Source organism: Polaribacter sp. OB-PA-B3 (assembly GCF_054589375.1).
On record NZ_BAAIIX010000002.1, the window covers coordinates 660,166 to 683,262 of the forward strand.

Genomic DNA, 23,097 nt, shown 5'->3' on the forward strand with positions numbered 1-23,097 from the left:
ATAATGAAAAATATAAAAAGATTTTCAGTATTTGCAATCATAGGAATGCTACTATTAGTATTCAATGCTTGTGATGATAGTTCTGAATTATTCGAAATATCAACACCTACAGCAGCTAATTTATCAGAATTAAGTTTCTCTAAATTAGAGTTAGATGCTGTAAATACAAATAATCCTGCTTTAACCCTTAATTGGGATAAAGCAGATTACGGACAACAAGCTGCAGTAAATTATACCGTAGAGTTTTCTAAAGATGAAGATTTTACAGCTCCAGCAATTGCTACTGTAGTTACAGGTTTAAACTCGGTAACTTTATCTGTAAACGAAGTAAATGCAGCCGCAGGTAATGCAGGTTTAAACCCTTTCGAATGGAAAGATTTATATGTTAGAATAGTTTCTTCTTTAGGAACTCAAAATGGTGTAAAAACTCCTTCAAACACGATAACTTTAGAAGTGTATCCTTTCTTTAATTACGTTTTTAACGATTTTTATATAGTAGGTGATGCTACCGCACCAGGTTGGAACAACAACAATAACAATCCTGCTTTATTTAGAGATGCCACAGATAGTAATACATATTATTACACTGGTTTCTTTGCAGATAACGGACATTTTAAAGTTTTAGCAACAAAAGGTTTATGGACACCTCAATACGGTACAGATGATGGTTCTTCTGTTGGTGTAAATGATGGTACAGGTTCAGATCCTGAGAGATTTCCTACTGCTGGTGCAAGCGGAATTACAGCAGGTTATTATACTTTTAAAATAAACTTTGCTAGTAACACTTTTTCTTTTGAACCTTTTGATGAAACAGGAATTACAAGTCCTGCAAGTTTATCGTTACAAGGAACAAGTACTGCAAATGTAGCCTTAACTCCGTTAGATTTTGATGGACATATTTGGACAGCTTCAAACGTAAAATTAAATCCAGGAAATGTTGAGTTTGTTACAGATGCTGGTTCTAAGTGGGGTAATTCTACTTCTTTCTCTGGAACAGCTACCGCTGGTGGTGGTGCAATTCCGGTTGTTGTAGAAGATGAATATGATGTTTGGTTTAATGACTTAACAGGTCGTTACATCTTAATTCCTTTGAATTTATAATTTCAAAATAACTTATAACAGCGATATAATGAATACATATATAAAAAAACTAAGCTACTTATTTTTATCATTAACACTTATTTTAGGTGCTTGTGATGCAAATGAGAGTTTAACAATAACAAGCCCAGAAGCTGAGTTTGTTTTAAAATCTCCTGGAATTAGCAATATTTTTCTAAACTTTGCTTTACCAGATAACCCAGCGTTTACAATTACCTGGAATGATGATATAAACACAGGAGCAACTTATAACGTAGAAATGTCTTTAGACGCAGAGTTTAGTGCACCTGTAATATTAGGTTCTACAGAAAATAAAAACTTTTCTATGACGGTTGCAGAACTAAACGAGGTTTTAAGTAATGCAAACATTAAGTCTTATGAAGAAACGGGCGTTTACATGAGATTAAATACTGGTTCTTCAGTTTCAAATACAATCTTATTTCAAGTATCTAAGTTTGTAGTTACTCCGCCGGTTTTTAAAACTCCTGCTAATGGTTTTGCTGTAGTAATAACAGACACAAATCCAGATGATATTGCATTAACTTTAACTTGGGAAGATCCAGAAATTACAGAAAGCAGTACAGTAGACGTATCATATAATGTAGAAATGGATTTAGCAGGAAATGACTTTGCTGCTGCGACATTAATCGGTTCTTCAGATACTAATACATTCGAAATTTCTCATGATAATTTAAATGATTTAGTAATTGCTGCTGGAGGAAAAGCAGATGAAGCAACAGATTTTGAATTTAGATTAATTGCAGTTGCAAAAACAGCTGGTGGAGATTTAAATAGAACATCAGAATTAATTACGCTTTCACTAACTGCATTTAAAGCAGCAATACCAGATAATTTATTTATGGTTGGTGCGCATAATGGATGGAACAATGCTGATGCAACACAACAATTTTATAATGATGGTAATGGTGTTTTCTCTAGAGTTCAAACTTTTTCTGCAAATGATGAGTTCAAAATGATTCCTGTTTCAGGAGCTTGGGATGGTGATTATGGTGAAGACCCAAACAATCCTGGTAAAATTGTACAAGAAGGAGAAAACAACATTAAAGTTACTACTGCTGGTACTTATTTAGTAATTGTAGATTTTAATACTTTAAGTTTTAAATTATCAAACATAGATACTTTATTTATGGTTGGTGCACATAATGGTTGGAACAATGCTGATGTTACACAACAATTTAGTACTTCTGGAAATGGTGTATTTACAAGAATGCAAACTTTTTCTGAAGGTGATGAATTTAAAATGATTCCTGTTTCTGGTGATTGGGGTGGAGATTATGGTGAAGACCCAAATAATCCTAGTAAAATTATACAAGAAGGCGAAAACAACATTAAAGTTGCTGCCGCTGGTACATTTATGGTTACTGTAGACTTTAATGATTTATCTTATAGTTTAGTTGAAGTTCCTACAAACTTATATTTAGTAGGTTCTCCTAATGGTTGGGACAATGCATCTGCACCTGCTTTTACAAAATTAGAAGACGGAGTTTTTGAAATTACACAAACGTTAACTGCAACAGATGAATTTAAATTTTTACCAGTACAAGGTTCTTGGGACAATGATTGGGGAGAAAGCGGAACTTATGCAGGTATGCTAGTTAGAGATAACGAAAGTAATGTAAAGTCTCCTGGAGACGGAACTTATAAAATTACTGTAGATTATACTAAAGGAACAGTAACAGTTCAATAAAAATAATAATCTTTATAGAGGCTATTCTTAACCGAATAGCCTTTATATTTTTACAATTAATTATATGAAAAAAATTACCTCTTTTCTTTTTTTATTATGCTCTATAATAAGTTTGGCACAACAACAAAATGTAAATTATGCTGTTTCGCCAGCTTCTTTTGATGCTACGGATGAAATAACAATAACTGTAAATAACATTAACCCTGCTACTTGGGGAGTTACAGATGTATATTTATGGTCTTGGTCTTATGATTTAAATGATGCTAATGAAATAGATTCACCAAACAATGGTAGTTGGACCAATTCTAGTGAAGCTCAAAAAATGACCAAAATTAATAATACAACTTATGCTATAACCTTTACTCCTACTACATTTTATAATAGAACTGAAATAGGAAGAATAGGAATGTTAGTGAAAGCAAAAAACGGTGATGGAGATAAAAAAACTCAAGATAAAATTTTTGAAGTTGGTAAATTTCAGGTGACTTTAAATGCTCCTATCAAAAAAACTTCAATTCTAAATTCTGGAGATCAACTTTCTATTTCTGCAACTGCAGGATTAAATTCAAACTTTAATTTAAAAGCGAACGGTACTTCTATTGACCAACAATCTAATATTACAGATTATAATTTTTCTGCAACGGTTACAGAAAACACAGATTTTGTTTTAGAAACTACAAATAACGGAACAACAATTACAAACGAATTTTCTGCCATTGTAAAACCAACTGTTACAGAAGCTAGTTTACCAATTGGTTTAAAAGATGGTATCAATTTAAACTCTACAGACAATACGAAAGCAACGTTAGTATTTTATGCTCCTTTAAAAGAATTTATTCACGTTTTAGGAGATTTTAATGACTGGAGTATTGACAATAATTATTTATTAAAAAAAGATAGCTCGAAGGATAGATTCTGGATAGAATTAACAAATTTAACACCTCAACAAAATTACACTTATCAATATCTAGTTGATGGTGAGTTAAGAGTTGCAGATCCTTATTCTACAACTATTTTATCAGAAAATAACGATACTTATATTGATAATGTTACATATCCAGATTTACCTGCTTATCCATCAGGAAAAACATCAAACGTTGTAACTTTATTAAGAACTGGCGATGCAGATTTTGTTTGGCAAACAACAAATTTTACAAAGCCAAAGAAAACAGATCTAGTCATTTACGAATTATTAATTAGAGATTTTGATGCTTTACATAGTTTTGATGCAGTAAAAGCAAGATTAGATTATTTACAAGATTTAGGTGTAAATGCAATAGAATTTATGCCTGTAAGTGAATTTGATGGTAATGAATCTTGGGGTTACAATACTTCATTTCATATGGCATTAGACAAATATTACGGTAATAAAAATTCGTTTAAATTATTAATCGATGAATGTCACAGAAGAGGAATTGCAGTAATTTTAGATGTTGTTTACAATCATGCTTCTGGTCAAAATCCGTATTATAGAATGTACAATACAGATAATGGTGGTTTTGGTGGACAAGCAGTAGCAAACAGTCCGTTTTTTAACGCAACGGCTAAACATTCTTTTAGTGTTTTTAACGACTATAATCACAGTAAACAAGCTGTAAAAGATTATGTTAAAAGAACTACTCAATATTGGATTGATGAATATAAAATTGATGGTTTTAGATGGGATTTAACAAAAGGTTTTACTCAAAATTGTACAGCAAATGATGAATCTTGTACCAGTAATTACCAACAAGACAGAGTTGATGTTTTAAAAGAATATGCAGATTATCAATGGGAAAAAGATCCTAACTTTTATATTATTTTCGAACATTTAGGTAAAAATGAAGAAGAAAAAGAATGGGTAAATTATAGATTAAATGAAGGTAAAGGAATTATGGTCTGGGGAAATCATAATGGAAATTATAGTGAAGGAACTTTAGGTTTTAATTCTAATGGAAAATCTGATATTTCTTGGGTTTCTTATAAAGAAAGAGGTTTTTCTGTGCCAGCGAACGTAAGTTATATGGAAAGCCATGATGAAGAAAGATTGATGTATAAAAATCTTCAGTTTGGTAATTCTAGCGGTAATTATAGTGTGAAAAATCTAGCAACTGCTCTTGATAGAGTTGAATTAGCTGGTGCTTTTTACTTTACTATTCCGGGTCCTAAAATGATTTGGCAATTTGGCGAATTAGGTTATGATATTTCTATCACCCAAAATGGTAGAGTTGGTAATAAACCAATTTTATGGAATTATTTTGATATTGAAAATAGAAAAGATGTTTACAACACGTATTCTAAACTAATTCAATTAAAATTAAAATATGATATTTTTGAAACTTCTAACTTTACATTAGATGTTGCCAATTCTAATGGTTTAAAGAAAATTCAACTTACAGACACTTCTTCATCAGATATGCAATATGTAACAATTGTTGGTAATTTTGGTGTTACAACACAGAACATAAGCCCTTCTTTTCAAACTTCTGGTACTTGGTATGATCTTTTAAATGATAATGCCACAAAAACCGTTGTAAACGTTAATAGCACAATTACTTTAGCGCCAGGAGAATTTAAAGTATATGGTAATATGCCAGCAGCGCTCTCTACAGAAGATATTTTTTTAAATAATAAAATTGTTGCTTACCCAAATCCTACTTACAATAATTTTAGAATAAATTCTGATACTAAAAAGGTAGAAATCTATAACTTACAAGGCAGAAAAGTGAAGCAGTTTAAAGGAAACTTTAATACAACTTCAGAATTCTCTGTTGACAATTTAAGTAAAGGTTTATATTTTATTAAAGTTGATAATTTAGATTATTCTCTTAAAATCTTAAAAAAATAACAACTTTTGCAAACAAAAAAGGTCTTCAAACATTTTGAAGACCTTTTTTATTATGTAATTATTTCCTTTTTTGGTTTAAAGGAACAGGTTTTTCTATTTTGTTTACTGGTGTACCATATAAATCATAATCACCTGCATCATGAATTTTTATATCAATAAATTCTCCTATTTTAATATAATGTTCTTTTGCATCAACAATTACATCATTATCAACGTCAGGAGAATCAAATTCTGTTCTTCCGTAGAAATACTCACCGTCTTTTCTATCAAATAAACATCTAAACGTTTTTCCTATTTTTTGCTGATTCAATTCCCATGAAATCTGAGATTGAACTTCCATTATTTCATTTACTCTTTGAAATTTAACATCAGCAGGCACATCATCTTCTAACACATACGCACCTGTATTTTCTTCATGAGAGTATTCAAAAGCACCTAAACGCTCGAAACGCATTTCTTCTACCCAATCTTTTAACTCTTGAAACATTTCTTCAGTTTCACCAGGATACCCAACAATTAAAGTTGTTCTTATTGCCATTTCTGGTACCGCCTCTCTAAATTTATGAATTAAAGACGTAGTTTTTTCATGAGTTGTTCCTCTTTTCATCGATTTTAACAACTCTGTATTAATGTGTTGTAAAGGAATATCTAAATAATTACAAACTTTAGGTTCACGTTTCATTACATCTAAAACATCCATCGGAAAACCTGTAGGAAAAGCATAATGCAAACGAATCCACTCGATACCGTCTACTTTTACCAAAGCTTCTAACAATTCTGCTAAAGCTCTTTTTTTATAGATATCTAAGCCATAATAAGTTAAATCTTGTGCTATTAGCATGATTTCTTTAATTCCTTTTTCGGCTAATTTTGTAGCTTCTATAACAATATCTTCTATTGGCGTAGATTTATGTTTACCACGCATTAACGGAATCGCGCAAAAAGAACATGGTCTATCGCAACCTTCTGCAATTTTTAAATAAGCATAATGTTTAGGAGTTGTAGTTAAACGCTCACCAATAAGTTCGTGCTTATAATCTGCTTCTAAAACCTTTAAAAGGTTTGGTAAATCATGCGTACCAAAATATTGATCTACATTCGGAATTTCATTTTCTAAATCTGGTTTATATCTTTCACTTAAACATCCAGAAACAAAGACTTTATCTATTTCACCGGCTTCTTTTCTTTTAGCATAATGCAAAATAGTATCAACACTTTCTTCTTTTGCTTTACCAATAAAACCGCACGTATTAATTACTACAATGTTTCCATCATCTTCTGGGTCTTCATGTACAACATCTTTTCCATTTGCTTTTAATTGTCCCATTAAAACTTCACTATCGTAAACGTTTTTGGAGCAACCTAAAGTAACAACATTAATCTTATTTTTTTTGATGGTTTTTGTACGCATATTTCTAGCTTTTAGCCTAAGTATTATTTACTTAAAACTTTAAATCTTATTTATAATTGTTTTATTTACTTAAAAATAAAAACGAGTGCAAAAATAGTACTTTTTAAATGATTGGTATTCTTTCTATTGATAGTTTTTAGGCATTTTTCTAACTTTTGTTAATTGTTCAAATGCATAACCAATTTCTAAAAGCTTTCTTTCTGAAAAAGGAACGCCTATAAAGGTTAAACTTATTGGTTCACCACTATCTTTATATCCCATAGGTACTGTAAGTGTAGGGTATTTAGCAACTGCAGCAATACCAGAATGATAGTTGTTAATAGATAAAATTGCGTCTAAATTTTGCTCTTTTAATGCATTTAAATATTTAATACCTTCATTATTTAATTGCTTTTTTATTTTTGATAATTCACTTAAAGTTGTTTGATCTTTAACAATACCGTCAAATAACTGCTGTCCATAAGGCGCTCTAATTAAACTATCTTGTAAATTAAAAAGAGTAACATCTTTTACTGATTTATGTATTATATTTTTATCTGCATTTATAGATAAATACTTAGGTAAATCTACTTTCATATCTATATTTAACAGTGTTGTAAATCCATCAAATGAAATTTCTGGCGGAGTAATTTCTTCAATTTCTACACCAACTTTTCTTAATTTTTCTATAGTTAAAGCATATATTGAATCTGATAAAAGTCCTTTAATTACACCTAATTTTCTTCCTTCTAAACTATTTTTAAATCCGTTCTGAAAATAATCTTCATCAACAGTTTTAGAAGCAGAATCTAATTTATCAAAACCTAACATTGCATTCATAAAAATTGCATTATCAATAACATTTTTTGTCATTGGACCAGGTGTATCTAATGTTGAAGAAATTGGTACAATACCTGATCTACTTAACACACCAATTGTTGGTTTTAAACCTACAACAGAATTTAAACTAGATGGTGAGGTTATAGAACCCGCAGTTTCTGTTCCTACAGCTGCAACAGCAAAATTTGCGGCTACTGTAACACCACTTCCTGCAGAACTTCCTCCTGTTTCAAATTGACCTCTACCATAAGGGTTCAAGGTTTGACCACCAACAGCAGAATATCCTAACGGACAACCAGAGCAAAAGAAATAAGCCCATTCACTTAAATTTACTTTTCCTAAGATTAAAGCTCCTTTTTCTTTTAATTTTTTAACGATAAATGCATCTTCTGTATTTTTATTTTCTGCTAAAGCAATTGCACCCGCAGTTGTAGGCATACCTTTTGTATTAATGTTATCTTTTAAAAGAATTGGCATACCAAACATAGAAAATTCAGAAATGGACTCTTGATTTTGATCTTTTTCTCTTGCTTCTTTTAATACATCAGAATTAAGACTTATGATGCTATTTAATGACTTAGTAGAATCACTTTCAAACTTTCTAATTCTATATAAATAAAAAAGTGTTAGCTTTTCATAAGAAAGCTTACCCTTTTTTATGTTTTGCTGTAATGTTGGAATGTCTTTTTCTAAAATAAACGGTTTTAAGCGATTATATTCCTCATCAGAAAAAGTGGATAAATCGTTTTCAAATGGTTTAAAAACAGAATTCATATCTAAATATTTAGACTGAAACAGTTTAAATTGCATTCTTTTATTTTTATGATTTTGCTGCTCTTTTAACGCAACTTGCTCATCATATTTTTTAAAAATTACATTAGGCTGTTTTTCTGCATTCTTGTCACATGCAGATAATAATAGACCGATTGATAAAATAAATAGTAGTTTTTTCATAAATTAAGCTATATTTTCAAATATACAATTTTAAACCATTTTAAAATTTGATAGTCTTAAATACAAACGTTTTATATGAAGCTTAGCATTTGGTTTATTATAGGAATTCTACTTTTTTCTTGTAGTTCAGAAAATATGTTAGAAGAACAAATCGATTCTTTAAATCAAACTTATTTTCCTGATAATAATTCTGATAATTGGGATACTATTTCTTTAAATGAACTTAATTGGAATACAGCAGAACTACAACCTTTATTAGATTATTTAGAAGAAAAAAACACCAAAGGTTTTATAATTCTTTATGATGGCAGAATTGTAGTAGAAAACTATTTTAACAATCATTCTGTAAACTCTAATTGGTATTGGGCAAGTGCAGGCAAAACACTTACTGCAACGGTAGCCGGAATAGCTCAAGACAATAATCTTATAAATTTAGATGAAAAAGTTAGTACTTATCTTAATAAAAACTGGACGAGCATTCCCATTGAAAAAGAAAATTTAATTTCTTGCGAGAATTTATTAAATATGACTTCTGGCTTAGATGATAGTTTTGGTGATTCCATTTCTCCTAACAATTTAAAATATGTTGCTGATGCAAATAGTCGTTGGGCATATCATAACGTGTATTTAAAAATGCAAGATGTAATTTCTGCAGCCAGTAAAAAAACTTTTGAAAATTATTTTGAAAACAATTTAAAAGATAAAATAGGTATGACAGGTTATTGGGTAAAACTAAACAACCTAAATGTTTACTGGAGTTCTACAAGAAGTATGGCTCGCTTTGGATTATTAATACAGAATAATGGTAAGTGGAATGACACACAAATTGTTTCTGAAGACTTTATTAATAAAGCGACAAATACATCACAAAACATTAACAAATCATACGGATACTTATGGTGGGTAAATGGAAAAACTAGTTACCAATTGCCGCAAAGTCAATTTAAGTTTAGTGGTTCTTTAATACCAAATGCTCCAGATGATTTATTTTGTGCACTCGGTAAAAATGATCAAAAAATATATATTGTACCTAGTAAAAAACTTGTAATTGTTAGAATGGGTGCATCAGCAGATAGTTCTAATTTTGCGCTTTCTAATTTTGATAATAATTTATGGGAGAAAATAAACACTCTTATAAATTAATAAAAAACAAAAAAGTCTCTAAAATTAGAGACTTTTTGTTTTTTATTAAAATGTAATTTCCTATTTAAAGAAAGAATCTACAAACTCGTGTTTATTAAAAACTTGTAAATCTTCGATACCTTCTCCTACTCCGATATATTTTACAGGAATTTTAAACTGATCAGAAATACCAATAACAACTCCTCCTTTTGCTGTTCCGTCTAACTTTGTTACGGCTAAAGAAGTTACCTCTGTTGCTTTTGTAAATTGTTTTGCTTGTTCAAATGCATTTTGCCCTGTAGAACCGTCTAATACAAGTAATACATCGTGTGGTGCATCTGCAACAACTTTTTGCATTACTCTTTTAATCTTAGTTAACTCGTTCATTAAGTTAATCTTATTATGTAAACGACCTGCAGTATCTATAATTACAACGTCTGCATCTTGTTTAACAGCAGATGTTAATGTATCAAAAGCTACTGAAGCTGGATCTGACCCCATTTCTTGCCTTATAATTGGCACATCTGTTCTATCTGCCCAAACTTGTAATTGATCTATTGCTGCAGCTCTAAAAGTATCTGCTGCGCCTAGTACAACTTTTAAACCTTGTTTTTTAAATTGAGATGCCAATTTACCAATTGTAGTAGTTTTACCAACACCATTTACACCTACAACCATTAATACATAAGGCATTTTATTGCCATTTGCATCTTTTGGAATTGCTGGTATTTTAAATTCTGTTTCGTTACCAAGATTTGTTTCTGATAATAAACCAGCAATTTCTTCTCGTAGAATTTTATTTAATTCTTCAGTACCAACATATTTATCTTTAGCAACTCTAGATTCAATTCGTTCTATAATTTTTAACGTAGTGTTTACACCAACATCAGAAGCAACTAATACCTCTTCTAAATTATCTAAAACATCATCATCTACTTTAGATTTACCGGCTACAGCTTTAGATAGTTTATCAAAAAAATTAGTTTTTGTTTTTTCTAATCCTTTATCTAATGTTTCTTTTTTTTCTTTTGAAAATATTTTTTTAAAAAAACTCATTTTTATATTTTAATCTATACAAAAAATACGTTAAAAAACGTGCCATTTGTTGGGTTTGGTCAAATTGTCACTTAAAAAGCCTTTTGCGTTAGCGATAGAGGCTTTGTTGGAGCTCCTTGAAAAGAGCGACTGCCGAAAGCGCGACCTTTTAAGGAACGCCCAAAAATACGGAATATTAGGGCACAAAAAAAACTACTTTCTAAAATTAGAAAGTAGTTTAGATATATTTATATAGTAAAAATTACTTTTTTGCTAAAAAGTCGTTTACTTTAGAAGGATCCATGATCTTTTCTACAAACATGTAAGCTCCTGTCTTTGGAGATTTAACCATCTTTATAGCTTTACTTAATCTTTTTGATGAAGTTTGTAACGATGCTACTGTTTTTTTTGCCATTGTCTAATGTTTTTTATCTATGTGCTCTATTCTGAGTTCTAGATATGTTTAAATTACTTAATTTCTTTGTGAACAGTCATTTTATTTAAAATAGAGTTAAATTTCTTAATCTCCATTCTATCAGGACTGTTTTTCTTGTTCTTAGTTGTAATGTATCTAGAAGTACCTGGTTTACCAGTTGCTTTGTGCTCTGTACATTCTAAAATTACTTGAACTCTGTTACCTTTTTTTGCCATCTCTGTATAATTTTAATCTGCTTAAACTTATTTAGTTAAAAAACCGTTAGCTCTTGCTTCTTTTATAACTGCAGAAATTCCTTTCTTGTTAATATTTTTTAAAGCAGATGCAGATACTTTTAAAGTAATCCATTTATCTTCTTCTGGAATGTAAAAACGCTTTGTCATTAGATTAGCGTCAAACTTTCTCTTAGTTCTATTTAAAGCGTGAGAAACATTGTTCCCAACCATTGCTTTTTTTCCTGTTAATTCACAAACTCTAGACATCTTTTCGACAGTTTTATTAGTGTTATCTCTAAACGAGGTGCAAATTTACAAATAAATCTAGTTTTGAGCAAAATAATTTTACAAAATTTTAAAGAATTTCTTTCTGAAGAATTTCTAATGCTTTACTTACTGTTCTATTAATAACCTTTTCTCTTGGTTGCCCAAAATCGAACTCTTTTACAAACTCTTCATTATCAGACACAAAAGCAACAAATACAACTCCAACACTTTTATCTGTCTTGTCTCGCAAAGGACCTGCATTACCTGTAACGGCAATTGCATAATCTGTTTTTAATTTATTTTTTACGCCTTTAGCCATTGCCAAAGCAACCTGTTTACTTACTACAGAATGTTCTTTTATAGTTTCTGCAGAAACATCTAACAAATGTATTTTAGCTTCTGCCGAGTATGCAACAATACTTCCTTTATAATATGAAGACGAACCAGGAACCGCTACCAAAGTAGCTGCAATTTTACCTCCAGTTAAACTTTCTGCAGTGGCTAATGTTTTTTTATTTTTGGTTAGCAGCTCTCCTACTCGCTTTTCTAAAGAATTATCATCGTCTAGACCAGTGATAAATTCTGGAATTAATTTATAAACTTGATCTACTTTAGATGTTAATTCTTTTTCTAAAAGTTCTCTATCGGAACCTTTTGCCGTTAAACGTAAACGAACTTTACCAAAAGAAGGTAAATATGCCAACTTTATAAAACTTGGTAAATTGTCTTCAAAATGCTCTAGGGTTTCTGCGATAGTACTTTCTCCGGCTCCATAAGTCATAATTGTTTTATGAATTATGAAAGGTAATTTAAATTGATTTTGAATCCTTGGTAAAACTTCATTTGTAATCAATCCTTTCATCTCATAAGGAACACCTGGTAGGGATACAAAAACTGTTTCATTTTCGTAAAACCACATTCCGGGTGCTGTACCAAATGTATTCATTAACAGAGTTGCTTTAGAAGGTAACTGCGCTTGTGTTTTTTGAATTTCTTTAAATGGGTGGTTTATTTTTTTAAAGAGTGCTTTTATGTGTGCAATTACTTCTGGATACTCTATAACCTCATTATCGTTAAAGTAAGTTGCAATAGTTTTTTTTGTGATATCATCTTTTGTTGGCCCCAAACCGCCTGTTAAAATAACAATATCTACTCTTTCTTGCGCTTCTTTTAAAGCATTTAAAATATGCTGCCTATCATCTTGAATAGACGTTACTTGATAAACAGAAACTCCTATTTTATTTAATTGCTGACCAATAAATTGAGAATTTGTATCTACAATTTGACCAATTAAAATCTCATCTCCTATTGTTATAATTTCTGCGTTCATTCTTTGCCTATATCATTTATATCTGTATCGTTTCCGTTATTATTTGCGAGTCTTTTTCTTAAAATCATAAATAAAATATACGGAATAATAATACTTAATAACACAGATAAATTCTTGTTATAATTATACTCTTGAGTAATTTTAAAATCTTTAAAAAACCCATAAACTAATAAATAAATTAATCGTATTACTATGGATATAATAAAACCGATAAAAAAATAAATTACTTGATTTTTTTGATAGCGTTTTGCCAAATAAGTATAACAAACACCAATAAATATGGAAGCTATTATTTGAAAAACAAAATTAATCAACTTTATTTTACTCTAATATTAAATGCTTCTTTACCTTCTATTATACCTTTTAAAGTATCGTTTTCGACAACTTTGCCAACACCTGCTGGTGTACCTGTATAAATAATGTCTCCTTTTTTTAAGGTAAAATATTGAGAGACATATGCAATTAACTCATCAATTTTCCACAGCATTGCATTTGTATTTCCATCTTGTACAATTACATCATTTTTGTACAATTGAAAATTCAAGTTTTCTAAATCAAAGTTTTCCTTCGGATAAAACTCTCCAACAACTGCACTGCCATCAAAAGCTTTTGCCTTTTCCCAAGGCAATCCTTTTTCTTTACATTTAGCTTGCACATCTCTGGCGGTTAAATCAATTCCTAAACCAATTTCATCGTAATATTTATGAGCAAACTTAGTATCTATATGTTTCCCTACTTTATTTATCTTAACTAAAACCTCTACTTCATAATGCACATCATTAGAAAAAGGCGGAATAAAAAAAGGATTTTTTCTAGGTAAAATTGCCGAATCTGGTTTTAAAAAAACAACAGGGTTTTCTGGTCTTTCATTCGCCAACTCTTCTATATGTTTTGCGTAATTGCGCCCAATACAAATTATTTTCATACTCAATTACTAATTTTAATTACGAATATTAAATCCGTAATAGATGATTCATAATTAAAAATTATTCTCCTGCTTCCGGAAAAACAATAGCCCTATTTCCAGAAACTATTATTTGATTATTTAAATGATTTTTAACTGCTCTTGCTAAAACCAACTTCTCTATATCTGCACCAATTCTTTTTAAAGTTAATGGCGTACTTTCATGTGTTACAGGTTCTACATCTTGTTCAATAATTGGTCCTTCATCTAAATCTTCTGTAGCATAATGTGCTGTTGCTCCTATTAATTTCACACCTCTTTCATACGCTTTTTTGTAAGGATTTGCTCCTTGAAACGCAGGTAAAAAAGAATGGTGAATATTAATAATTTTCTCTGGATATTTATTGATAAAGTTAGAAGACAGAATTTGCATATAACGCGCCATTATTGTTAAATCGATTTCATTTTCATCTAATAACTGCATAACCTGAGCCTCTTGCGCTTCTTTTGTATCTTTTGTAACTGGCAAATAATAATAAGGAACATTGAACATTTCTGCTATATACCTTAATTTATTATGATTACTGATAACCAACTTTACATTACAATCTAACAAACCTTCTTTATTTCTAGACAATAAATCATATAAATTATGGCTTGTATGAGAAACCATAATTGCTACGTTTTTTTTGTCATCACTATAATTTACAGACCAATCTATTTGTAAAGGTTTTGATAATTCTGTGAAACTATTTTCTAAAACAGTTCTAGAAATCTCTGCACCTTCAGCATCTAGACGAATTCTCATAAAATATGTATTCTCTATTGCGTTTACATATTGCTGACAACTAACAATATTAAAAGAGCGTTCATAAAAGAAATTGGTAATTTTTGCCAATAACCCTTTTTGATCTGGACATTTTATAAGGAATGTAACTATTTGTGGTTTCATCGTAATTTATTGTAACATATTCATATCAAATTACGAATTTAAACAAATCGCAATTCTATATTCTAATAATTAATAATTGGCTATGGTATCCATTTTTTAGGAAAGTTAGGTTTTCTTTTTTCAAGAAATGCATCTCTTCCTTCTTTTGCTTCATCTGTCATGTATGCCAATCGTGTAGCTTCTCCTGCAAAAACTTGTTGTCCAACCATACCATCATCAGTTAAATTCATTGCAAATTTTAGCATTTTTATAGAAGTAGGTGATTTCTCTAAAATTTCTTGCGCCCATTGATATGCCGTATCTTCTAATTCATCATGCGGTATTACAGCATTTACCATTCCCATTTCATAAGCTTCTTGCGCAGAATAATTTCTACCTAAAAAGAAAATTTCTCTAGCTTTTTTCTGACCTACCATTTTTGCTAAATAAGCAGAACCATAACCACCATCAAAAGAAGTTACATCTGCATCTGTTTGTTTAAAAATTGCATGTTCTTTAGATGCTAAAGTTAAATCGCAAACAACATGTAAACTATGTCCGCCACCAACTGCCCAACCTGGTACAACACAAATTACCGCTTTTGGCATAAAACGAATTAAGCGTTGTACTTCTAATATATTTAACCTGTGATAACCATCTTCACCAACATAACCTTGATGTCCGCGTGCTTTTTGATCTCCGCCAGAACAAAAAGAATAAACACCATCTTTTGTACTTGGGCCTTCTGCAGATAATAAAACAACACCAATACTTGTATCTTCGCCAGCATCATAAAATGCATCGTACAATTCTTTGGTAGTTTTAGGTCTAAATGCGTTTCTTACATTTGGTCTATTAAACGCAATTCTTGCAACACCGTTGCATTTCTTATAGGTAATATCTTCGTATTCTTTAACAGTTTTCCACTCGGGTTGTATCATATTTTTGTATTTTAGACGTTCTAAAAGAGAACAAAAGATTCTTATCTACAAAAATAAACATTCTAAATGATGATTAAGAAATCACCGCTATTAATATTCTTATTTTTTTCAATTTATATTTTTTCTCAGAAAATTCTTACCAAAACTATCAATTCTGATTATGTTGATGATAAGAGAGAAATTAAAATTTATTTACCTGAAGGATATGATGAAAAGGAAGAGAAAAATTATCCTTTAGCAATTGTTTTAGATGCCGAATACCTGTTTGACGCTTATGTTGGCAACGCTGTACTTTTTGCAGCCAAAGACAAAGCACCAAAACAAATAATTGTTGGTGTCAAAATGGCATCCACAAGAAAAAAAGACACGTATTTTAATAGAAATAATGGTAATTTAACTGTTGATAATAAAAAGTTCTATCAATTTTTAAGAAACGAGGTAATCTTCGAGATAGAAAGTAATTACAAAACATCACCTTTTATTTCGATAATAGCAGAAGGAACTTCAGCAAACTTAGCAACAAATTTTTTATCTGAACAAACACCAATTATAAATGCATACGTATGTATAAATCCTACTTTTTCTGATTTTATAGGCACACAATTACAAAACTACAATTTACCGGGTTTAGAAAAAGAAGACAATACTTTTTACTTCTATACAAATAACTCCAACTCTTTTTCAACAAACAAGCAGACTAAAATTACTCAATTACAATCAGGGCTTTCTAGCTTAGAAATTAAGAACTTTAATATCATAAACGATACAATTAACACTAACAGTAGTATTTCTGCAATTTCTGAGGCAATCCCGAGAGCCTTTACAAAAGTTTTTGAAATTTATTCTGCAATTTCAAAAGAAGAATTTGATAAAAACATTAAAGATTTGTCGCCAATAGACGCAATAACATACTTAGAAAATAAATATTTAGACATCGAGTTTTTATTTGGAAGCAACTTAGGTATTAGAGAACAAGATGTTTTTGCTGTAGAAAAAATAGTAATCGAAAAAGAAAACGGAGATCAATTATTAAACTTCGGAAAAATGATTTTAAAACTTTTTCCTTCTTCACCTTTAGGCAACTATTACATTGGTCGTTATTATGAAGAAGGTAAAAATATTAAGAAAGCATTATACCATTATAAAATAGGTTATGGTAAAATGGATCCGGCAGATCCTAATGCAGATGCGTTTTATGAAAATGTATTAAGATTAGGCGGTCAATAAATTATTTAACCAATTCTATACGGTCTTCTTTAATTACAATTAATTTCTGTCTATAAAGGTTACCAACTGCTTTTTTAAATGCTTTTTTACTCATTTTCATATGAAAACGAATAGAATCTGGCGAGCTTTTATCTGTTAACAATAAAAAGCCTTCTCTACTACTTTTTAGCTTTTCTAAAACTTTTTCAACATCAGAATCTATTACATTTCTAAAACCTTGTGGTCTTAAAGAAACATCAATTTTACCATCTTCACGAATCTGTTTTATATAACCAACAACTTCCATGTTTTCTTCTAAATCCTGAAAAACTTCACTTCTAAAAAGCAAACCATCATATTCTTCGTTAATTAAAACGGTATATCCTAAACCTGTTTCGGTTTCTATTACAAGGTTTACTTTTTCACCTTCTTTCAAATTCATTTCTCCTTCGTGTGTATCTTCTTGTGATTCCATTATTTTATATATTTAAAATATTCTTTTAAAATTAAATCATTTTCTTTACTCGGTGTAAAGATTTCTAAAATTTTTGGTTTTTGTGACTGTGCCGAAATTTTTTCTGCATTTTCATCAAAAAAGCCTTTTAATTGTTTCGCAACAGTTTCTGTAGAAAAAGCTTTTAAATACTCGAAATTATACATTTTACATAAATGCTCTGCAGTTAAGCAATGTGGTGTTTCAAAATATTTTGTTGCGTTGGTAGTTTTTGGTCCCGGAATGATTTTAAAAATTCCGCCACCAGAATTATTAATTAAAATAATTCTGAAATTACTTGGTATATTTTTATTCCAAAGCGCATTAGAATCATAGAAAAAACTTAAATCTCCTGTAATAAAAACAGTCTGATTTTTATTTGCAAAAGCAGCACCAACTGCTGTAGAAGTACTACCATCTATACCACTTGTACCTCTATTACAAAAAACTGTGTTACTTTTATCAATAGAAAATAATTGTGCATATCTAATAATAGAACTGTTGCTAATTTGAAGTTGACAATTATTTGGTAAATCAGCTAAAACCTGTTCAAAAACTTTAAAATCTGAATGTACCGTTTCTGCTAAAAAAACTCTATGCTTTTCTCTTCTTTTATCTCTAATTGTTAACCATTCGTCTTGATAATTACTTTCTTTTTTAACCACCAAGTTGTTAAAATTCTTAAAAAAATCTACGGGTTGTGTTTGTATAAATTCTGATAAACAGAAAAAAGTATTCGTTGCTTTTTTAGCATCGATGTTCCAATGATGTTTTGGTTGATATTTTCTTAAAAACTGTTTAATTCTTTTAGAAACAATCATGCCCCCAAACGTAATTAAAACTTCTGGTTTTAAATTTTCAAACTGATTTTCATCCAAAGAAAATATCAATTGATCAATAGAATTTACAGCTTTATTATGATGTAAATTAGAAGTTGTCTCTGTAAAGATCAAAACCGAATCGTCATCTGCATACAAATCTATTAATTGATGTAATTCCTCATCAGGATAACTAACACCAACTAAAATCATTTTCTTCTCTGCAGCATTCCAAATACTCGATAAATTATCATAATTAATATGAGAATTATCTAAAGAACTCATAGAAATATGCGGAAAATGGTACTCTTGTAATTCAGGAACAGTTTCGTACAAAGGTTCATCAAATGGCACATTTATATGAACCGGTCCTTGTTTAGAAACTGCAGTTTGTAACGCTTCTCCAATCAACTGAGAGTTTCTAGTTTTAAACTTTTCATTCTCTATTAAATTTGCAGAAAATAAAATATGATTGTCAAAAACATTTTCTTGACGAATCGTTTGTCCGTCACCAATATCAATTAAGTGTTTTGGCCTATCCGCAGATATTACAACTAGCGGTATATTGCTATAAAAAGCTTCTGCAATTGCCGGATAATAATTTAGTAACGCAGAACCCGATGTACATAAAACTGCTACAGGTTTTTGAGTTTGCTGCGCAATACCTAAAGCAAAAAAAGCAGCACAACGTTCATCTACAACACTTAACGTTTCGATTTCTTTATGATTAGAAAAACCAACTGTTAATGGTGCGTTTCTTGAACCTGGTGATATAACAACAGTATCAATTTCGAATTGAGTACATGCAGATATTACAATTTGTGCGAGTTCTTTTTTTGGATACATTACTATAAATTACAAAGTGGCAAAGTTACGAAGTACAGAAGTTATTAAAGACAAAAAAGCCAGAAAGTAAAAATAACTTTTCTACTTTCTGACTAGTTTTATGTAAAATCAACTATACTGATTAGTTTCCTTTTTGGTAATCTGCTAAAAACTTAGCTAAACCACTATCTGTTAATGGATGTCTTAACAACCCTTCGATTGCGCTTAAAGGACCCGTCATTACATCAGAACCTAATTTTGCACAATCTATAATATGCATTGTGTGACGTACAGATGCCGCTAAAATTTCTGTTTCAAAACCATAATTATCATATATATGACGAATCTCTGCAATTAAGTTTAAACCATCTGTAGAAATATCATCTAATCTACCAATAAATGGCGAAACGTAAGTTGCACCTGCTTTTGCCGCCAATAAAGCTTGTCCTGCAGAAAAAACTAAAGTTACATTTGTTTTAATTCCTTTAGAAGAAAAATATTTACACGCTTTTACACCATCTTTTATCATTGGTAATTTAACCACAATCTGCGGATTTAAAGCAGCCAAAGCTTCACCTTCTTTCACCATTCCATCGAAATCTGTAGAAATAACTTCTGCAGAAACATCACCATCTACCAACTCACAAATTTCTTTGTAATGATTAATAATGTTTTCTTCACCTGTAATTCCTTCTTTAGCCATTAAAGATGGGTTTGTAGTAACTCCGTCTAAAATACCTAAAGCCTGCGCTTCTTTAATTTGCTCTAAATTTGCTGTGTCAATAAAAAATTTCATTTGTATTTATTTTATTTTAGTTGTGTTCTTATTTTTTTTTTGGGCGTTCGAGCGGGCTTTCCGCACTCGCTTTTTGTTCATCCTTCACAAAAGAGCTCAAACAAAGCTCCAATCCCTAACGCAAATATAGTTAGTTGTAAATAATTTATGTGAAATCAAAAACTATATTTTATTACTAGTTATAAACAGTAGTGTTATAATTTATAATGATTCATTAATAATTTTTCAAACCAAGTATCTGGTAAAATTCGTTTTAAAACAATAGAGAATTTCTCTAACGTTCCGCCCACTTTATAATGAATTTTAGGATTTTTGGTATTGATAATTTTATACACTTTTTTAGCCATTTCTATAGGATCTTTACCTGTGTCAACATGCGCATCCATTAAATCTAAATTGGCTTTGTAATTTTCTTTGTATACAGAATCTTTAAAAAGTGGCGTATGGTATCTTCTAGAAATTATATCTGTTGCAAAATCTCCTGGTGCAACATTTACAATATTAATTCCGAATCTTTTTACCTCCATTCTTGTCGCTTCGGTTACCAATTCTAATGCACCTTTAGACGACGAATAAATACCTCTAAACGGTAACCCCATATAACCAGCAATCGAAGTTGTGTTAATAATAACACCATATTTTTGCTTACGCATAAAAGGTAAAACTGTTTTAATTACATCGATAGCACCAAAGAAATTTGTGTTAAAAGCGTTTCGCATTTCATCTGTTGGCGTTTCTTCTATCGGACCTGTAACACCAATACCAGCATTATTTACTAAAATATCTATTCTGCCTTCTTTTTCTATGATACTAGAAACTGCCGTTTTTATCGTTTCAATTTTTAAAACATCCAAAGCAATTAATTCAAAAGAAAAATCTTGCTCATTTTTTGGGTTTCTACTTGTACCATAAACTTTATAACCTTTTTCGGATAAAAAAGTAGCAATTGCTTTACCAATACCAGAAGATGCACCGGTAACTAATACTATTTTAGACATATTTTAATACTTACAACAGATTACATTCTTAAAAGTAATCTTTTAATTTGCTGCAAATATCTAAAAAGTAAACCAAGCAATCTAAAAATTAGAAAAGTAATTGTGTAAAGTTAAAAGAAGTATTTCTACGAAACTATCGGGTACAAAAAATGGCAAGCTACCTACATCACACCGCTACAACCTAATACCTTTGCTGCGTTCCCGCCCTGGAGGATTCAAAGGGAGCTAGTTGTGTAGAACTTGCCGATGCAAATTTACAATCTATTTTGATTAAAACAATTAAAATTTTATTAATTTTTTTGTAACATTTTTAAATTACTGAATACTAATATATTGTTGCGATAGAAATATAAAAAAAAATTAAAAATTTATGCTATCTCATCGAAATGAATATATTTGTATAACTAACTAATCAAAAAAACAAATGGACAATCAAGCAAACAGTAAAGGTTTTATAGTAAACAACGGTGTAATACTAGGTGTTGTAAGTGTAATATTCTCTTTAGTATTATATGCTACTGGTAATCACTTAAAGCCACATTGGTCTGCTGGTATTATAAATGCAGTAATTTTTATAGGAGCTTTAATTCTTGGTATTAAACAATTTAAAGCAGCAAACGGTGGTTTTATGTCTTGGGGACAAGGCGTTAAAGTTGGTGTAGGTGTTGCCGTTTTAGGCGGATTAATTGTGGTGATATATAACTACATCTTCATGAATTTTATAGAACCAGATTTCATGAATCAAATGACAGAAATTCAAAACCAAGCTCTCTTAGATCAAGGTATGACAGAAGAGCAAATTGAAGCTGCAAATGCCATGGGAGAATCTTTTAAAGGACCATTTATTATGGCTGCATTAGGCATCGTAAGTTATGCAATATGTGGTTTTATAGTATCTGCAATTGCTGCAGCAATCATGAAAAAATCTGCAGAAGAAACTTACTAAATTTTAAATTTATAAGTTTAATTTTACAACTTATAACATTATATATTAAATATGGATATTTCGGTAGTAATACCACTTCTTAACGAAGAAGAATCTTTAGATGAATTATACAATTGGATTGCAAAAGTTATGCAATCCAATTGTTATTTATATGAAGTAATTTTTATTGATGATGGTAGTACAGATGCTTCTTGGAAAACTATAGAAAAACTAGCCAAAGAACACGAACCTGTTAAAGGAATTCGTTTTCAAAAAAATTATGGAAAATCTCAGGCTTTAGACGCTGGTTTTGAATTGGCAAAGGGTGCTGTTGTAATTACTATGGATGCTGATTTACAAGACAATCCAGAAGAAATACCAGAATTATATAATCTTATAATTAAAGAAGATTTCGACCTAATTTCTGGGTGGAAAAAGAAACGTTACGATAACGTTGTTACTAAAAATATTCCTTCAAAACTTTTTAATGCTGCTGCAAGAAAAACATCTGGCTTAAAATTACACGATTTTAATTGTGGATTAAAAGCCTATAAGAATGAAGTTATTAAATCGGTAAAAGTTAGCGGAGAAATGCACAGATACATTCCTGTTTTAGCTAAAAATGAAGGTTTTACAAAAATTGGAGAAAAAGTTGTACAACACCAAGCAAGAAAATACGGAGAAACAAAGTTTGGAATGGACAGATTTGTTAACGGATTTTTAGATTTAATTACAATCTCATTCCTGTCTAAATTCGGCAAAAGACCAATGCACTTTTTTGGTCTTTGGGGAACTTTTATGTTTTTATTTGGTACAACAACCGCATTTTATATTGGTGCAGTTAAACTATATAAAGTTTTTAATGGCATTAAAACCATCTTAGTAACAGATAATCCTTGGTTTTATATTGCCCTTACCTCTATGGTTTTAGGAACCTTATTATTTTTAGCTGGTTTTATAGGTGAACTTATTATAAAAACCAAAACCAACGAAAAACACTACTCAATTAAAGAAAAACTAAATTTCTAACTGTATATT

21 protein-coding genes and 1 other RNA gene are annotated in these 23,097 nt (G+C 30.3%); 7 read left to right on the forward strand and 15 right to left on the reverse strand.

Translation table 11 applies throughout. The annotated features are described in order from the left end of the window. Positions 1-3 precede the first annotated feature (3 nt). The 3 genes from ACYPV9_RS06785 (at position 4) to ACYPV9_RS06795 (ending at position 5,633) form a co-directional block, all read left to right on the forward strand. The gene (locus ACYPV9_RS06785; RefSeq protein WP_299059442.1) at positions 4-1,101 is read left to right on the forward strand and encodes a SusE domain-containing protein; all 1,098 of its coding nucleotides are present in this window, start codon (positions 4-6) and stop codon (positions 1,099-1,101) included. Between the two features lie 28 nt (positions 1,102-1,129). Further along, positions 1,130-2,806 carry a SusE domain-containing protein gene (locus ACYPV9_RS06790; protein ID WP_459742526.1) on the forward strand — a complete coding sequence of 559 codons (1,677 nt, stop codon included), beginning with the start codon at positions 1,130-1,132 and terminating at the stop codon, positions 2,804-2,806. A gap of 64 nt (positions 2,807-2,870) precedes the next feature. Further along, complete coding sequence (locus tag ACYPV9_RS06795; RefSeq protein ID WP_459742528.1) at positions 2,871-5,633, forward strand: alpha-amylase family glycosyl hydrolase; 2,763 nt, start codon at positions 2,871-2,873, stop codon at positions 5,631-5,633. A 58-nt stretch (positions 5,634-5,691) separates the two neighbouring features. Here the strand turns inward: ACYPV9_RS06795 and rimO are convergent, their stop codons facing one another. Both rimO and ACYPV9_RS06805 read right to left on the reverse strand, forming a co-directional pair. Then, positions 5,692-7,044 carry a 30S ribosomal protein S12 methylthiotransferase RimO gene (gene rimO, locus ACYPV9_RS06800; RefSeq protein WP_299059433.1) on the reverse strand — a complete coding sequence of 451 codons (1,353 nt, stop codon included), beginning with the start codon at positions 7,042-7,044 and terminating at the stop codon, positions 5,692-5,694. A gap of 123 nt (positions 7,045-7,167) precedes the next feature. Next, positions 7,168-8,817: an amidase family protein gene (locus ACYPV9_RS06805; protein ID WP_459742531.1), complete on the reverse strand. Its 1,650-nt coding sequence runs from the start codon at positions 8,815-8,817 to the stop codon at positions 7,168-7,170. A 75-nt stretch (positions 8,818-8,892) separates the two neighbouring features. Here ACYPV9_RS06805 and ACYPV9_RS06810 point away from each other — a divergent pair, with 75 nt between their 5' ends. Then, a complete protein-coding gene (locus ACYPV9_RS06810; protein ID WP_459742533.1) occupies positions 8,893-9,960 on the forward strand; it encodes a serine hydrolase domain-containing protein in 1,068 nt (355 codons plus the stop codon). Positions 9,961-10,020: 60 nt separating this feature from the next. On the opposite strand, the gene ftsY is transcribed toward ACYPV9_RS06810, so the two are convergent. The 8 genes from ftsY to ACYPV9_RS06850 form a co-directional block, all read right to left on the reverse strand. Then, on the reverse strand, positions 10,021-10,995 hold the full coding sequence (gene ftsY, locus ACYPV9_RS06815; RefSeq protein WP_299059427.1) for a signal recognition particle-docking protein FtsY: 975 nt from the start codon (positions 10,993-10,995) through the stop codon (positions 10,021-10,023). Positions 10,996-11,236: 241 nt separating this feature from the next. Further along, a complete protein-coding gene (locus ACYPV9_RS06820) occupies positions 11,237-11,389 on the reverse strand; it encodes a DUF4295 domain-containing protein (protein WP_077809619.1) in 153 nt (50 codons plus the stop codon). A 53-nt stretch (positions 11,390-11,442) separates the two neighbouring features. After that, complete coding sequence (gene rpmG, locus ACYPV9_RS06825) at positions 11,443-11,625, reverse strand: 50S ribosomal protein L33 (protein ID WP_077809620.1); 183 nt, start codon at positions 11,623-11,625, stop codon at positions 11,443-11,445. Positions 11,626-11,652: 27 nt separating this feature from the next. Next, positions 11,653-11,892, reverse strand: a complete 240-nt coding sequence (gene rpmB, locus ACYPV9_RS06830) for a 50S ribosomal protein L28 (RefSeq protein ID WP_077809621.1) — start codon at positions 11,890-11,892, stop codon at positions 11,653-11,655. A gap of 88 nt (positions 11,893-11,980) precedes the next feature. Further along, on the reverse strand, positions 11,981-13,222 hold the full coding sequence (locus tag ACYPV9_RS06835) for a competence/damage-inducible protein A (RefSeq protein WP_459742537.1): 1,242 nt from the start codon (positions 13,220-13,222) through the stop codon (positions 11,981-11,983). 316 nt (positions 13,223-13,538) lie between these two features. Next, on the reverse strand, positions 13,539-14,147 hold the full coding sequence (locus ACYPV9_RS06840) for a fumarylacetoacetate hydrolase family protein (RefSeq protein ID WP_459742539.1): 609 nt from the start codon (positions 14,145-14,147) through the stop codon (positions 13,539-13,541). Between the two features lie 61 nt (positions 14,148-14,208). Beyond that, positions 14,209-15,078, reverse strand: coding sequence for a formyltetrahydrofolate deformylase (gene purU / locus ACYPV9_RS06845; protein ID WP_299059415.1), 870 nt, complete (start codon positions 15,076-15,078; stop codon positions 14,209-14,211). A gap of 80 nt (positions 15,079-15,158) precedes the next feature. Further along, positions 15,159-15,998: a 1,4-dihydroxy-2-naphthoyl-CoA synthase gene (locus ACYPV9_RS06850; protein WP_299059413.1), complete on the reverse strand. Its 840-nt coding sequence runs from the start codon at positions 15,996-15,998 to the stop codon at positions 15,159-15,161. 66 nt (positions 15,999-16,064) lie between these two features. Between ACYPV9_RS06850 and ACYPV9_RS06855 the strand changes: the two genes are divergently transcribed. Beyond that, the gene (locus tag ACYPV9_RS06855) at positions 16,065-17,225 is read left to right on the forward strand and encodes an alpha/beta hydrolase-fold protein (protein ID WP_299059411.1); all 1,161 of its coding nucleotides are present in this window, start codon (positions 16,065-16,067) and stop codon (positions 17,223-17,225) included. A gap of 1 nt (position 17,226) precedes the next feature. Here ACYPV9_RS06855 and ACYPV9_RS06860 read toward each other — a convergent pair whose 3' ends face one another. The 5 genes from ACYPV9_RS06860 to ffs form a co-directional block, all read right to left on the reverse strand. Then, positions 17,227-17,679 carry a S1 RNA-binding domain-containing protein gene (locus tag ACYPV9_RS06860; protein WP_299059408.1) on the reverse strand — a complete coding sequence of 151 codons (453 nt, stop codon included), beginning with the start codon at positions 17,677-17,679 and terminating at the stop codon, positions 17,227-17,229. Next, positions 17,679-19,361: a 2-succinyl-5-enolpyruvyl-6-hydroxy-3-cyclohexene-1-carboxylic-acid synthase gene (menD, locus tag ACYPV9_RS06865; protein ID WP_459742542.1), complete on the reverse strand. Its 1,683-nt coding sequence runs from the start codon at positions 19,359-19,361 to the stop codon at positions 17,679-17,681. The genes ACYPV9_RS06860 and menD overlap by 1 nt, the downstream gene beginning before the upstream one ends. A gap of 121 nt (positions 19,362-19,482) precedes the next feature. Beyond that, on the reverse strand, positions 19,483-20,136 hold the full coding sequence (fsa, locus tag ACYPV9_RS06870; protein ID WP_299059404.1) for a fructose-6-phosphate aldolase: 654 nt from the start codon (positions 20,134-20,136) through the stop codon (positions 19,483-19,485). A gap of 194 nt (positions 20,137-20,330) precedes the next feature. Then, positions 20,331-21,134, reverse strand: coding sequence for an SDR family oxidoreductase (locus tag ACYPV9_RS06875; RefSeq protein WP_079736869.1), 804 nt, complete (start codon positions 21,132-21,134; stop codon positions 20,331-20,333). A gap of 147 nt (positions 21,135-21,281) precedes the next feature. Next, an RNA gene (gene ffs / locus ACYPV9_RS06880) (signal recognition particle sRNA small type) lies at positions 21,282-21,380 on the reverse strand. A gap of 178 nt (positions 21,381-21,558) precedes the next feature. On the opposite strand from ffs, the gene ACYPV9_RS06885 reads away from it, so the two are divergent. Then, positions 21,559-22,080 (forward strand): DUF4199 domain-containing protein, encoded by a 522-nt coding sequence (locus tag ACYPV9_RS06885; RefSeq protein ID WP_459742545.1) that lies wholly within the window; start codon positions 21,559-21,561, stop codon positions 22,078-22,080. 51 nt (positions 22,081-22,131) lie between these two features. Next, positions 22,132-23,088 carry a glycosyltransferase family 2 protein gene (locus ACYPV9_RS06890; RefSeq protein WP_459742547.1) on the forward strand — a complete coding sequence of 319 codons (957 nt, stop codon included), beginning with the start codon at positions 22,132-22,134 and terminating at the stop codon, positions 23,086-23,088. Positions 23,089-23,097 lie beyond the last annotated feature (9 nt).